Origin of the sequence: Mycobacterium sp. IS-1264 (genome assembly GCF_001954195.1) — a bacterium.
Classification (GTDB): Bacteria; Actinomycetota; Actinomycetes; order Mycobacteriales; family Mycobacteriaceae; genus Mycobacterium.
Genome location: NZ_MBES01000074.1, coordinates 18,790 through 30,985, shown reverse-complemented (window position 1 = coordinate 30,985; position 12,196 = coordinate 18,790). Strand labels below are relative to the sequence as shown.

12 protein-coding genes and 1 pseudogene are annotated in these 12,196 nt (G+C 69.8%); 3 read left to right on the top strand and 10 right to left on the bottom strand.

What is annotated here, in order from left to right; genetic code table 11:
• Nucleotides 1-81: 81 nt before the first annotated feature.
• Nucleotides 82-642, bottom strand: a complete 561-nt coding sequence (locus tag A5744_RS18605; RefSeq protein WP_076063517.1) for an MPT63 family protein — start codon at nucleotides 640-642, stop codon at nucleotides 82-84.
• 269 nt (nucleotides 643-911) lie between these two features.
• On the opposite strand from A5744_RS18605, the gene A5744_RS18600 reads away from it, so the two are divergent.
• Nucleotides 912-1,751 carry a glucose 1-dehydrogenase gene (locus A5744_RS18600; RefSeq protein ID WP_076063516.1) on the top strand — a complete coding sequence of 280 codons (840 nt, stop codon included), beginning with the start codon at nucleotides 912-914 and terminating at the stop codon, nucleotides 1,749-1,751.
• A gap of 43 nt (nucleotides 1,752-1,794) precedes the next feature.
• Nucleotides 1,795-2,214: a MarR family transcriptional regulator gene (locus A5744_RS18595; RefSeq protein WP_076063514.1), complete on the top strand. Its 420-nt coding sequence runs from the start codon at nucleotides 1,795-1,797 to the stop codon at nucleotides 2,212-2,214.
• A gap of 1 nt (nucleotide 2,215) precedes the next feature.
• Here the strand turns inward: A5744_RS18595 and A5744_RS18590 are convergent, their stop codons facing one another.
• Genes A5744_RS18590 through rpsB form a run of 3 tightly spaced genes read right to left on the bottom strand, consistent with a single transcriptional unit; the run spans nucleotide 2,216 to nucleotide 5,341 of the window.
• Nucleotides 2,216-3,634 (bottom strand): amidase, encoded by a 1,419-nt coding sequence (locus tag A5744_RS18590; RefSeq protein ID WP_076063512.1) that lies wholly within the window; start codon nucleotides 3,632-3,634, stop codon nucleotides 2,216-2,218.
• A 32-nt stretch (nucleotides 3,635-3,666) separates the two neighbouring features.
• Entirely contained in the window at nucleotides 3,667-4,482 is an 816-nt protein-coding gene (tsf, locus tag A5744_RS18585; protein WP_076063510.1) for a translation elongation factor Ts, read from the bottom strand.
• 1 nt (nucleotide 4,483) lies between these two features.
• Nucleotides 4,484-5,341 carry a 30S ribosomal protein S2 gene (rpsB, locus tag A5744_RS18580; RefSeq protein ID WP_076063508.1) on the bottom strand — a complete coding sequence of 286 codons (858 nt, stop codon included), beginning with the start codon at nucleotides 5,339-5,341 and terminating at the stop codon, nucleotides 4,484-4,486.
• 239 nt (nucleotides 5,342-5,580) lie between these two features.
• Between rpsB and A5744_RS18575 the strand changes: the two are divergent.
• Nucleotides 5,581-6,054: pseudogene (locus A5744_RS18575) on the top strand (M23 family metallopeptidase); the annotation flags it as partial.
• 70 nt (nucleotides 6,055-6,124) lie between these two features.
• Here A5744_RS18575 and A5744_RS18570 read toward each other — a convergent pair.
• The 6 genes from A5744_RS18570 to A5744_RS18545 are packed head-to-tail and all read right to left on the bottom strand — an operon-like array spanning nucleotide 6,125 to nucleotide 12,158.
• The gene (locus A5744_RS18570) at nucleotides 6,125-7,021 is read right to left on the bottom strand and encodes a tyrosine recombinase XerC (RefSeq protein WP_076063505.1); all 897 of its coding nucleotides are present in this window, start codon (nucleotides 7,019-7,021) and stop codon (nucleotides 6,125-6,127) included.
• A 32-nt stretch (nucleotides 7,022-7,053) separates the two neighbouring features.
• Nucleotides 7,054-8,226 (bottom strand): lactate 2-monooxygenase, encoded by a 1,173-nt coding sequence (locus A5744_RS18565; RefSeq protein ID WP_076063503.1) that lies wholly within the window; start codon nucleotides 8,224-8,226, stop codon nucleotides 7,054-7,056.
• A gap of 2 nt (nucleotides 8,227-8,228) precedes the next feature.
• On the bottom strand, nucleotides 8,229-9,089 hold the full coding sequence (locus tag A5744_RS18560; protein WP_076063501.1) for a siderophore-interacting protein: 861 nt from the start codon (nucleotides 9,087-9,089) through the stop codon (nucleotides 8,229-8,231).
• A gap of 32 nt (nucleotides 9,090-9,121) precedes the next feature.
• On the bottom strand, nucleotides 9,122-10,273 hold the full coding sequence (gene dprA / locus A5744_RS18555) for a DNA-processing protein DprA (protein WP_076063500.1): 1,152 nt from the start codon (nucleotides 10,271-10,273) through the stop codon (nucleotides 9,122-9,124).
• On the bottom strand, nucleotides 10,270-11,781 hold the full coding sequence (locus A5744_RS18550; protein WP_076063498.1) for a YifB family Mg chelatase-like AAA ATPase: 1,512 nt from the start codon (nucleotides 11,779-11,781) through the stop codon (nucleotides 10,270-10,272). Before A5744_RS18550 ends, dprA begins: the two co-directional genes overlap by 4 nt.
• Nucleotides 11,781-12,158: a YraN family protein gene (locus A5744_RS18545; RefSeq protein WP_076063496.1), complete on the bottom strand. Its 378-nt coding sequence runs from the start codon at nucleotides 12,156-12,158 to the stop codon at nucleotides 11,781-11,783. The genes A5744_RS18550 and A5744_RS18545 overlap by 1 nt, the downstream gene beginning before the upstream one ends.
• Nucleotides 12,159-12,196: the final 38 nt, after the last annotated feature.

Genomic DNA, 12,196 nt, shown 5'->3' with positions numbered 1-12,196 from the left:
CCGATTCGTGCGCGTGGGATTCGCCGTCATGCAAATCTCCCCGCGCCATCGGGGTGGCGCGGGGAGATAGTTGCAACCGGATCAGGTGTGCGGCGCCGGAGCGGGCGGCGCACCCGGTGCCGGGCTCGCGTTCGGCGGTGCGCCAGGCGAGGATCCGCCGGGCACGTTCGACGTCCACATCAGGACGTCCTGCAGTCCGTCGTTGTAGACGACGCCGTTCGGGGGCGCTCCGGTCACGTCAAAGTACAGCGTGCCGGTCGATTCGCTGCCCTGCGGGATCGGCGCCGGGTTCAGGCTGCCCGGGGCCGCGACCTTGTCGATCACCCGGTAGTTCTGGCCGTTGGGGCCGCGGGCGATGAAGTCGTTGACCATCGGGGTAACGAGCCCGCTGTCCGACCTGGCGGTGATGTCCGCCTGGTAGAGCGTCCCTTTAGGCGTGTAGCCGGGAATCGCAACGTTGCTCGGTTGCAGGTTGCTCACGGTGTAGTTGGTGATCAGGGGCCCGTCCACGAGTTGTTCGCTGGTGCCGAAGCCCTGGATGTTGGGCGGCGCAGCGGAGGCGGTCGCTGCGGCGAAAACGCTTGTCGCCGCAATTCCCCCGGCGGCAATAGCCGTCTTTACAGCAGTCTTGCTGACCTTCATGCTCAATTTCCTTTCGTGTCGATGTCACTCCCCTTGGACAGGTCGCGACAACCGCTGGCAATTCGCATAACCCATTTGCCGCATCGCTAAACGGGGCTGCCCGCAAATTTCCCCTTATGCGGATCGATTACCAGCGCGAATGGGCTGCCATTCTTTGGTGCCGCTTTGCGCCGCAGCCCCTTTCGATGCGAACCACAGAATTAACAGCGGCACCAGAATCATCAGTAAGCGAGTGATTAGCGGCCAACCACGCGGGTAGCCGCAGCGGTATGAGTTTTACTGCACAGCAACAGAGCCCACCCGGGGTGCAGGCCCGGATGGATCCGGTCCCCGATTGCGGCGAAACCAGTTACCACGGCTCGGGAAAACTCACAGGCAAACGGGCGATCGTCACGGGAGGCGACAGCGGAATCGGGCGCGCCGTCGCGATCGCGTTCGCGCGGGAGGGCGCCGACGTCCTCGTCTCCTACCTCAATGAGCACGATGACGCGCGCGACGTCGCCCGCTATGTCGAGGACGCGGGGCGCCGGTGCGTGCTGGTTCCAGGCGACCTCTCCGACGCGGCTCACTGCCGGACGGTGGTCGAGCGGGCGGTCAAAGAATTCGGCGGCATCGACATCCTGGTCAACAACGCCGCCTACCAAATGATGCACAAAAACCTCGAAGAGATCAGCAACGAAGAATGGGATTACACCTTCCGGCTCAACGTCGGTGCCTATTTCTACCTCGCGAAGGCCGCGCTGCCGCACATGCGCCCCGGGTCGTCGATCATCGGCAGTTCCTCGGTGAACTCCGATAGCCCAAACCCCACATTGGCGCCCTACGCGGCGACCAAGGCGGCGATCGCCAATTTTTCGGCCAGCTTGGCTCAACTGTTGGGCGACAAAGGAATCCGCGTCAACAGTGTGGCACCCGGCCCCATCTGGACGCCGCTGATTCCGTCGACCATGCCCGCGGAAAGCGTGGAATCCTTCGGTGACAACGTGCCACTCGGCCGTGCCGGCCAGCCGGCCGAGCTCGCCCCCATCTACGTGCTTTTGGCCTCCGATGACGCGAGCTACATTTCCGGTGCCCGGGTCGCCGTGACGGGCGGCCGGCCAATTCTGTAGATCCGGTCGCTGCCGGCCTGCGACATATGTCAATATCATTGACATGGGTCAGATCGAAGACGCCCCACTCGGTTACCTGCTCTACCGGGTGGCGGCGGTACTGCGACCGGAGGTCTCCACGGTGTTGGGCCCGCTCGGGCTGACCCTGCCCGAATTCGTTTGTATGCGCATCCTTTCGATTAACCCGGGCCTGTCCAGCGCGGAATTGTCCCGCAACACCAACGTCACGCCGCAGGCGATGAACACCGTGCTGCGCAGGCTGGAGGAGCTCGGCGCGGTGGCCCGGCCGGAGTCGGTGTCCTCCGGGCGGGCATTGCCGGCCACGCTGACCGCGTCGGGCCGCGCCCTGTTGAAGCGCGCGGAGGGGGCAGTCCGGGTCGCCGATTCGCGCATCCTGGCCAAGCTGACCGCGACCCAGCAGCGCGAGTTCAAACGGATGCTCGAAAAGCTCGGATCCGACTGAGTTACGCGGCCCCGTCGGGGTCCTGGATCCGCACCCACGGCCGCGCCTCTTCGAGTTCGTAGGCCAGCTCCAGCAGCAGCGCTTCCTGCCCCATGTCGGCGGCCAGCATCATGCCGGCGGGCATGCCACCCGCGGTCTGCGCCAGCGGCAGCGAGATCGCCGGATCGCCTGTGACGTTCTGCCACGGCGTGAACGCAACCCAGTCGATCAGCCGCTGCATCAGCTGCTGGTAGTCGGTCGGCGCGAGGTAGCCGACCCGCGGCGTTTCGTCGGCGACCGTGGGCGTGAGCACCGCGTCGTAGTTGCGGAAGAACTCCGCGCTGCGCCGTCGCATCCTGCGCAGGCGCATGATCACCGCAGGTAACCGGTGCAGATTGCGGCTGGTGTGACGGTCCAGCCCCAGCGTCAGGGCGTCCAGCCGGGTGCGGTCGAATGTCTTGCCGAACAGCCGCCGCCCGGCGCGCACCTGCGCCAGCGCCAAGAATCCCCAATACAGCACGAAGTCGTCCGAGAACCCGGCCGGGGCCGGGGTCTCGTCGATGTGTTCGACACGGTGGCCCAGTTCCTCGAGCAGGCTGGCCGTCTTCAGCGTCAGCTCGCGGAGCTGCGGGCTGCACTCGCGGTGCACCGAACGGGTCAGCACGGCGATGCGCAGCCGCTGCCTGCCGGGACCCGTGACGTCCCCCACCGGCGGCAGCTTGGGGTTTCGCCAGACGCGCTCGGCCTCCCGATAGAACGCGGCGGTGTCACGCACCGAGCGGGTCAGCACGCCGTTGGTGACGATGCCTACCGGCATCCGGCGCAGCTCCGGATCGAGCGGCAGCCGACCGCGCGACGGCTTCAGCCCGACAAGTCCGTTGCAGGAGGCCGGAATTCGGATGGAGCCGCCGCCGTCGTTGGCGTGCGCGATCGGCACCACACCCGCGGCGACGAACGCGCCCGACCCCGACGACGAGGCACCCGCGGTGTAGTCGGTGTCCCACGGGTTGCGCACCGGCCCCAGCCGGGGATGTTCGGCGGACGCGCTGAACCCGAACTCCGACATCTGCGTCTTGCCCAGCGCTGTCGGCCCGGTGGCCAGATACAGCCGGGTGAACTCGCCGTCGGCGACGGCGTCGAACGGCGTCCAGGCGTCGGCGCCGCGCATCGTCGGTAGGCCGGCGACGTCGACGTTGTCCTTGATGAACGTCGGGACACCGCTGAAAAAGCCCGTCGCAGGAGACGCTGCCGCGGTGGCCCGCGCCTGCTCGAACGCCTTGTGCGCCAAGCCATTCAGGACCGGATTGACGGCTTCGGTGCGGGAGATGGCGGCCTCGATGACGTCGGCCCGGCTGACCCATTCGGCGCGGATGGCGGCGCCGAGGCCGACCGCGTCGAGATCGCCCAGGGCATCATCGCCGAAAGCGTGCACGCGTTGCATAACAGTGACGCTATCGGTTTCGTGCTGGCCGGCTAGGCCTGGCCCACCTCGAAGCGGACGAACCGCGTCACCGTGACGCCGGCCTCGTCGAGCAGCGCCTTGACGGTCTTCTTGCTGTCCGACACCGACGGCTGCTCGAGCAGCACCGCGTCCTTGAAGAAGCCGTTCAGCCGGCCCTCGACGATCTTGGGCAGCGCCTGCTCCGGCTTGCCCTCGGCCTTCGCGGTCTCCTCGGCGATGCGGCGTTCGCTGGCAACCACGTCTTCGGGCACGTCGTCGCGGGACAGGTAGCGGGCCTTGAGCGCGGCGATCTGCAACGCGACCGTGTGTGCCGCGTCGGCGCCATCGCCGGTGTACTCGACGAGCACGCCGACCGCGGGTGGCAGGTCGGCCGCGCGCTTGTGCAGGTAGGTCTCGACCTTGCCGTCGAAGTACTGCACGCGGCGCAGTTCCAGCTTTTCGCCGATCTTGGCCGACAGGTCCGCGATGGCCTGCTCGACGGTGGTGTCGCCGATCTTGGCGGCTTTCAGCGCGTCGACGTCGGTGGCCTTGGCGGCCAACGCCGCGCCGACGACCTGGTCGGCGAGGGCCTGGAACTCGGCGTTCTTGGCGACGAAGTCGGTTTCCGAGTTGAGCTCGATCAGCGCGCCGTCCTTCGCCGCGACCAGGCCCTCGGCCGTGGCCCGCTCGGCGCGCTTGCCGACGTCCTTGGCGCCCTTGATCCGCAGCGCCTCGACCGCCTTGTCGAAGTCGCCGTCGCTGTCGGCCAGCGCGTTCTTGCAGTCGAGCATGCCGGCACCGGTGAGCTCCCGGAGCCGCTTGACGTCGGCGGCGGTGAAGTTCGCCATATCAGCCTTCCGTGGGGGTTGATTCGGTTGCACCCGCAGCGGCGTCGTTGCCCGCGGAGGGGGTGGCAGCCGGGGTGGCACTGGCCGTCGCCGAGGCCAGCAGTTCCTGCTCCCATTCGGCGAGCGGCTCGGCGGCGTCCGCCTCCGGCTTGCCGTCACCGCGACCCACGCCGGCACGGGCCTGCAGGCCCTCGGCGACCGCGGACGCGATCACCTTGGTGAGCAGGGCGGCCGAGCGGATCGCGTCGTCGTTGCCCGGGATCGGGTAGTCGACCTCGTCCGGGTCGCAGTTGGTGTCCAGGATCGCGATCACCGGGATGCCCAGTTTGCGGGCCTCGCCGACGGCGATGTGCTCCTTGTTGGTGTCGACGACCCAGACCGCCGACGGGACCTTGTTCATGTCGCGGATGCCGCCCAGGCTGCGTTCCAGCTTGTTCTTCTCCCGCGTCAGGCCCAGGATCTCCTTCTTGGTGCGGCCCTCGAAGCCGCCGGTCTGCTCCATCGCCTCCAGCTCCTTGAGGCGCTGCAGCCGCTTGTGCACGGTGGAGAAGTTGGTGAGCATGCCGCCCAGCCAGCGCTGGTTCACGTACGGCATGCCGACGCGGGTCGCTTCGGCGGCGACCGATTCCTGCGCCTGCTTCTTGGTACCGACGAACAGCACGGTGCCCCCGTGGGCGACGGTTTCCTTCACGAATTCGTACGCCTTGTCGATGAAGGTCAGCGTCTGCTGCAGGTCGATGATGTAGATGCCGTTGCGGTCGGTGAAGATGAACCGCTTCATCTTGGGATTCCAGCGACGGGTCTGATGCCCGAAGTGGGTGCCGCTGTCAAGCAGCTGCTTCATGGTTACAACAGCCATTACGGCCAGTCCTTTGTGTCGGTTGTCGCCCGGCGTCGGGTGAAGCCGGGCCCTGGTGCCTGCTGAGATGCCGAACCCTTAGTCGGGACCGCTCGGCATCCGGTTGTTGCGCAGACACGCGAAGTCAGCCCGTTTACACGGACCGCGGGAAGCAGTTTACACCGTTCAGCCAGGTGCTTTGTCCACAGCGCTGACTGGCCCGATCTTGGGTGTAGCGCTGAACTGCACGAGTGCGGTGGATGGCGCTGATCGCGACCCTGGCCCTGGTCACCGCGGTGCCAGCGGCCGCCGACGACGTGCGGTTGGATTGGCCGCTGCGGCCGCCGCCGGCGGTCTCGCGGGGATTCGACGCCCCCTCACCCGACTGGAATCCCGGGCATCGGGGGGTGGACCTGCCCGGCGCCCCTGGCCAGCCGGTCTACGCCGTGGGTGAGGCGACCGTGGTGTTCGCGGGGCTGCTGGCCGGGCGGCCGGTGGTGTCGCTGGCCCATCCCGGCGGATTGCGCACCAGCTACGAGCCGGTCCGGGCGGCCGTGCGGGCCGGCCAGCCGGTGACGGCGTCGACGGTGCTGGGCGAGCTGGTGGCCGGACACCCCGGCTGCCGGGCCGCGGCGTGTCTGCATTGGGGCGCGATGTGGGGTCCGGCGTCGGGCGCGCGCTACGTCGATCCGCTGGGCCTGTTGAAGTCGACCCGCATCCGGCTCAAGCCGCTGGACGGCTAGTCGCGCGTTCGAGTGTGCTTCTGTGGCGCCCTGGACGCATACCGGGCGCCGTCGGTGCACACTAGGCCCGCGGGTGGGCCTGGTCGTGCACCGCTCGCAGCCGGGACACCGCGACGTGGGTATACAGCTGGGTGGTCGCCAGGCTGGAATGGCCGAGCAATTCCTGGACGACGCGCAGGTCGGCCCCGCCTTCGAGCAGGTGGGTGGCCGCGCTGTGGCGCAGTCCGTGCGGCCCCATGTCGGGGGCGCCGTTGACCGCGGCGACGGTCTGGTGCACGACCGTGCGGGCCTGGCGCACGTCGAGCCGGCGGCCCCGCGCGCCGAGCAGCAGTGCTGGCCCGGACTCGGCGGTGAGCAGGGCCGGACGCCCGTGATCCAGCCAGGCCCGCAGCGCGTCGGCGGCCGGCACCCCGAAGGGCACCGTCCGCTGCTTGTTGCCCTTGCCGAGGACCCGCACCAACCGCTGCCCGGTGTCGACGTCGTCGATGTCCAGCCCGCACAACTCGCTCACCCGAATACCGGTGGCGTACAACATCTCGACGATCAGCCGGTCCCGCAGCGCCAACGGATCACCTTGCTGCGCACCGGATTTCGCGGCGGCCATGGCGTCCAACGCCTGATCCTGGCGCAGCACGGCCGGCAGCGTGCGGTGCGCCTTGGGCATTTGCAGCCGGGCGCCGGGGTCCGTGGTCAGCAGGCCGCGCCGCGTTGCCCATGCGGTGAACGCCCTGACCGCCGAGGTGCGACGGGCCAGGGTCGTGCGGGCGGCGCCGGCGCTGGCCGCCCCGGCCAGCCACGTCCGCAGCACGGGCAGGCTCAAGCCGTCCAGGCCGATGCCGCGTCCGTCCAGGAATTCGAACAACGAGCGCACGTCGCCCAGGTAGGCGCGACGGGTGTGCGCCGAGCGACCGCATTGCAGCGCAAGGTACTCGTCGAACTCCTCGAGGATCGCCTGCATTCCCCCACGGTCGCAGGCGCGCCCGCCGCCGCTTAGTCGACGCGCCGCAGCGTGTCCGGGGTGAGATCTTTGAGCGTGGGATAGCCGTCGACGGCCATGATCAGGTCCGCTTCGGCCAGCAGCGTGCGCAGCACGTGCACCACGCCGTCGACGCCGCCGAGCGCCAACCCGTAGGCGTACGGGCGGCCGACGCCCACCGCGGTGGCGCCCAGCGCCAGCGCCTTGATGACGTCGGCGCCGCTGCGGATGCCGGAGTCGAACAGGACCGGCAGGCCGTCGGCCGCCTCGACCACCGCCGGCAGGCAGTCGATGGCGGGCAGGCCGCCGTTGGCTTGGCGGCCGCCGTGATTGGAGCAGTAGATGCCGTCGATCCCGCCGTCCCGGGCGCGCCGGGCGTCGTCGGGGTGGCAGATGCCCTTCACGAGCAGCGGCAGCTCGGTCAGCGAGCGCAACCACGCCAGGTCATCCCAGGTCAAAGCGTTTCCGAAGAGCTGTATCCAGCGCAGCACGGCGCCCTGCGGGTCCTCCTCCGGCGGCCGTTGCAGGCTGGCGCGGAAGACCGGATCGCTGGTGTAGTTGGCCAGGCAGTGGCCGCGCAGCTGCGGGAAATTCGACGTGCTGAGGTCGCGCGGCCGCCACCCGGTGACCCAGGTGTCGAGCGTGACGACGATGCCCTTGAAGCCCGCCGCCTCGGCGCGCTGCACCAGGCTGGCGGCCACGTCGCGGTCGGTCGGTGTGTAGAGCTGAAAAAACCCGGGCGTGTCGCCGAGGGCGGCGGCGACGTCTTCCATCGGGTCGACGGTCAGCGTCGAGGCGATCATGGGCACGCCGGTGGCCGCGGCCGCGCGTGCGGTGGCGAGGTCTCCGTGGCCGTCCTGGGCGCACAGCCCGATGACGCCGATCGGCGCCATGAACAGCGGGGCGGGCAGGGTCAGGCCGAACAAGTCGACGGACAGGTCGCGCTGGGCGGCGCCGACGAACATGCGCGGGTAGAGGCCCCACCGTTCGAAGGCCTCGCAGTTGGCGCGCTGGGTTCGTTCGTCGCCGGCCCCGCCAGCCACGTAGGACCAGATCGAGGGCGGCAGTGCTTTTTCGGCCTTGGCTTCCAGCTCGGCGAAGACCATCGGCAGCTTCGGTGCCACTCCCGCCAGGCCCTGCAGGTAGATCTCGTTCTGATAGTCCCCGAAGTGGGGTGGCGGTGCCACCGCTAAGCCCCGGCCTCTCCCCCGGCCTCAGTCTCGGCCAGTTCCTTCTTCCATTGCCGGAACGTCTCTTCGGTGCGGCCGCGCCGCCAATAGCCGGAGATCGATGACGCCCACGCCGCGTCGACGCCGCGCTCTTTGCGGATGTAGGGACGCAGGTTGTGCATCACCGTCTGGGCCTCGCCGTGGACGAATACGTGCACCTGCCCGGGCAGCCATGGGGTGGTGGTGACCGCCTCGATCAGCGGCGCGTGATCGCCGGCGCGGTCCTCGGGAACCAGGTCGGCGCGCCCGCCGCGATAGACCCAACTGACTTCAACGGAATCCGGTGCGGTCAAAGGGATTTCGTCCTCCTGGCCGGCTACCTCAATGAAGGCCTTGCCAACCGCATTGGCGGGCAACGCTTCTAGGGCGGCGGCGATGGCGGGCAGCGCGGACTCGTCGCCGGCCAGCAGATGCCAATCGGCGGCGGGGTCGGGGGTGTAGGCGCCGCCGGGACCCATCAGGTAGATCGGCTGGCCGGGCTGGGCCGCGGCCGCCCACGGGCCCGCGACCCCGTGTTCGCCGTGCACCACGATGTCGATGGTGATCTCGCGGGCCGCGGGGTCGACCTGGCGAACGGTCATGGTCCGTACCGAAGGCCTTTTCTCCGGCGGCAGGTCGGCAAAACTGTCCAGCGTCAACGGCTGCGGCAGCGGGGCCACGTCGACATCGTCTGCGACGAACGCCATCTTGACGTACGAGTCGGTGAACTTGCTGGGAACGAAGGTCTCGAAAGACCTGCTGCCCAGCACCACCCGCACCATGTGCCGGGTGAGTTGCTTGGTACCGACGACTTCGAAGCTCTGCAGAGGCCGACCCGCCACTTATCCTCCTGTTCAGACCCGACCCTCGTCGACTATACGAGTCGCGTCGTCATCGCGGCCTGGCCGCCACCGGCGCGGACGATGCGCCACCGTCCCTCGCGGCGCTCGGCGAAGCCGGCCACCTCGAGCATCGCGAGCGGCCCGAGCACCTGCTGGGGCGCCAGTCCGGCCGCCACGGCGATCTCGTCGACCGTGACGACGCCGCGGCCCGGTAGTGCGTCGTATACCTGACGCTCGGCCTCGCCCAGCCCGTCCAGCGCCGTGGTGGGCCGCGGCTCCTCGGATGCCAACTCACCGATGCGACCAACCAGTTCGACGATGTCGTCGGCCCGGGTGACCAGTTCCGCGCCGTTGCGCAGCAGCGCATGGCATCCGGCCGACGCCGACGACGTGACGGGCCCTGGCACGGCGGCCACCACCCGTCCCAGCGCCCGCGCCCAGGCGGCGGTGTTCGCGGCGCCACTGCGCAGGCCCGCTTCGACCACCACCACCGCGCCGGCGACGGCGGCCACCAGACGGTTGCGGGTCAGGAACCGGTAACGGGCCGGGCGCACACCCGGCGGGTACTCGGTGAACAGCAGCCCGTGCTGACCGATGCGATGCAGTAACGCCGAATGCCCAGCGGGATAAGGAACGTCGAGCCCGCCGGCCAGCACCGCCACGGTGATGCCGTCGGCCGCCAGCGCCGCGCGGTGCGCCGCACCGTCGATGCCGTAGGCCCCTCCCGAGACGACGGCGACGTCCCGCTCGACCAGCCCGGCCGCCAAATCCCCCGCCACGTGTTCGCCATACGTACTCGAGGCTCGGGTTCCGACCACGGCGGCCGCCCGGCACGCCACCTCATCCAGACGCGCAGGACCAAGCGCCCACAACACCATTGGCGGCCCGCCGCGCGGACGAGCGCCGGCGCCGCCGAACGCCGCCAACGCGAGCGGCCACTCGTCGTCATCGGGCGTGATCAATCGTCCGCCGCGACGCGCGAGCAGCTCGAGATCGCCTGTGGCCAGGTCTATTTCGCGCCTGGCCTCGGTGTGGCGCGCCAGGTCGTCGTTGACCAGGCCGCGTCGGACCCGGTCGGCCGCCTCCTGCGGGCCCACGCATCGCACCAATGCGGCCAGTTCCGGACAGGGCGGCTCAGCCACCCGCGACAGGTAAGCCCACGCGGACAACACCGGATCGGTCATCGCTGCATCCCCGGTTGCCGAAAACTCAGCGCGGCGGCGACTTCGTCGAGCCCGGGCGAGCTGCGGCCGGCCAAGTCGGCCAGGCTCCACGCCACGCGCAGGGTGCGATCCAGGCCGCGGATGGAAAGCAGCCCACGATCGAGCGCCGTCTTCAGCGGGTCCATCGCGGCGTTGCCGGGGCGAAACTTTCGCCGCAACAGCGTCCCGCTGACTTCGGCGTTGGTGCGGAATCCGTGTGGGCGCCAGCGCTCGGCGGCCGCGTCGCGCGCCGCTGCGACCCGCCGGCGAACCTGCGCCGTCGATTCGCCGTCGGTGACCGAGATCGCCCCGGCGCGCACCGCGTGCATCTGCACCCGCAGGTCGACGCGGTCCAGCAGCGGCCCGGACAGCTTGCCCAGATAGCGCCGCTTGGCCGCGGCAGCGCAGATGCAGTCCTGCGGATCGGCCGGCGCGCACGGACACGGGTTGGCGGCCAACACCAGCTGGAAGCGGGCGGGATAACACGCCACCCCGTCGCGGCGTGCGAGGCGAATCTCCCCGTCCTCCAACGGTGTTCGCAGCGCTTCGAGCGCGCTGACGCTGATTTCGGCGCATTCGTCCAGGAACAACACCCCGCGATGCGCCCGGCTGACCGCGCCGGGGCGGGCCATCCCCGAACCCCCGCCGACCAGCGCCGCGACCGTCGAGCTGTGGTGCGGCGCCACGAAAGGGGGCCGGGTGATCAACGGGGTATCCGCCGTCAGCAGCCCGGCCACCGAGTGAATCGCGGTGACCTCCAGGGACTCATCGTCCGACAGCGGCGGCAACAGTCCCGGAAGCCGTTGCGCCAGCATCGTTTTGCCCACGCCTGGCGGCCCGGTCAGCATGAGGTGATGCGCACCGGCGGCCGCGACTTCCACCGCGAACCGCGCCTGCGCCTGTCCGATCACGTCGGCCAGATCCGCCGTGGGCTCCGGGTCCGTGGTCCCGGCGCTGATCCTGGGGTCCAGGCCGCCGGAGCCGCCGAGCCAGCCCTGCAGTTGCCGCAGCGTGCGCACGCCCCAAACGTCGATCCCGTCGACCAGGCTGGCCTCGGCCAGGTTGTCCACCGGGACGACGACCGCCGGCCAGCCGTCGCGTTTGGCCGCCAGCACGGCGGGCAGCACCCCGCGCACCGGGCGCACCCGGCCGTCCAGCGACAGCTCACCGAGCAGCACCGTCTTCTCCAGCCGCTCCCACGGGTGCTTGCGCTGCGCGGACAGCACCGCGGCCGCCAGCGCGATGTCGTAGACCGATCCCATCTTCGGCAGCGTCGCAGGTGACAGCGCCAGCGTGAGCCGGGACTGGGGCCATTCATTGCCGCAATTGGTGACCGCCGCCCGGACCCGGTCGCGCGACTCCTGCAGGGCGGCGTCGGGCAGCCCGACCAGGTACACGCCCGGCAGGCCGGAGGAGATGTCGGCCTCGATTTCGACTGTGGTGCCGTCCAATCCGCGCACCGCGACCGAGAACGCCCGCCCCAGCGCCATCAGCCGATTCCCTGCAGGTGGGTGATCTCCGGGGTGCGGCGGCGCCCGACCCGCACGCCGATCACGTCGATGCGCAGCGCCGCCCAGCGCTCACCCTGGCCGGCCAGCCACAGCCCCGCCAGCCGCCGCAGCCGCCGGGCCTTCCGCTCGGTGACCGCATAGGCCAGGCCGCCGTAGCCGTCGCCGGTCCGGGTTTTGACTTCGACGAACACCAGCGTTCGGGTGGCATCGTCGCACGCGATCACGTCGAGTTCGCCGTAGCGGCAACGCCAGTTGCGGGCCAGGATCCGCAATCCCATCCCCGCCAGATGATCCACGGCGAGCGCTTCGCCCATAGCTCCCAGCTGGGCGCGGGTCAGAGTCGTTTCGGTCGTCATGCGGCCAACCTGCCCGGCGGCTCCGACATGACACGACC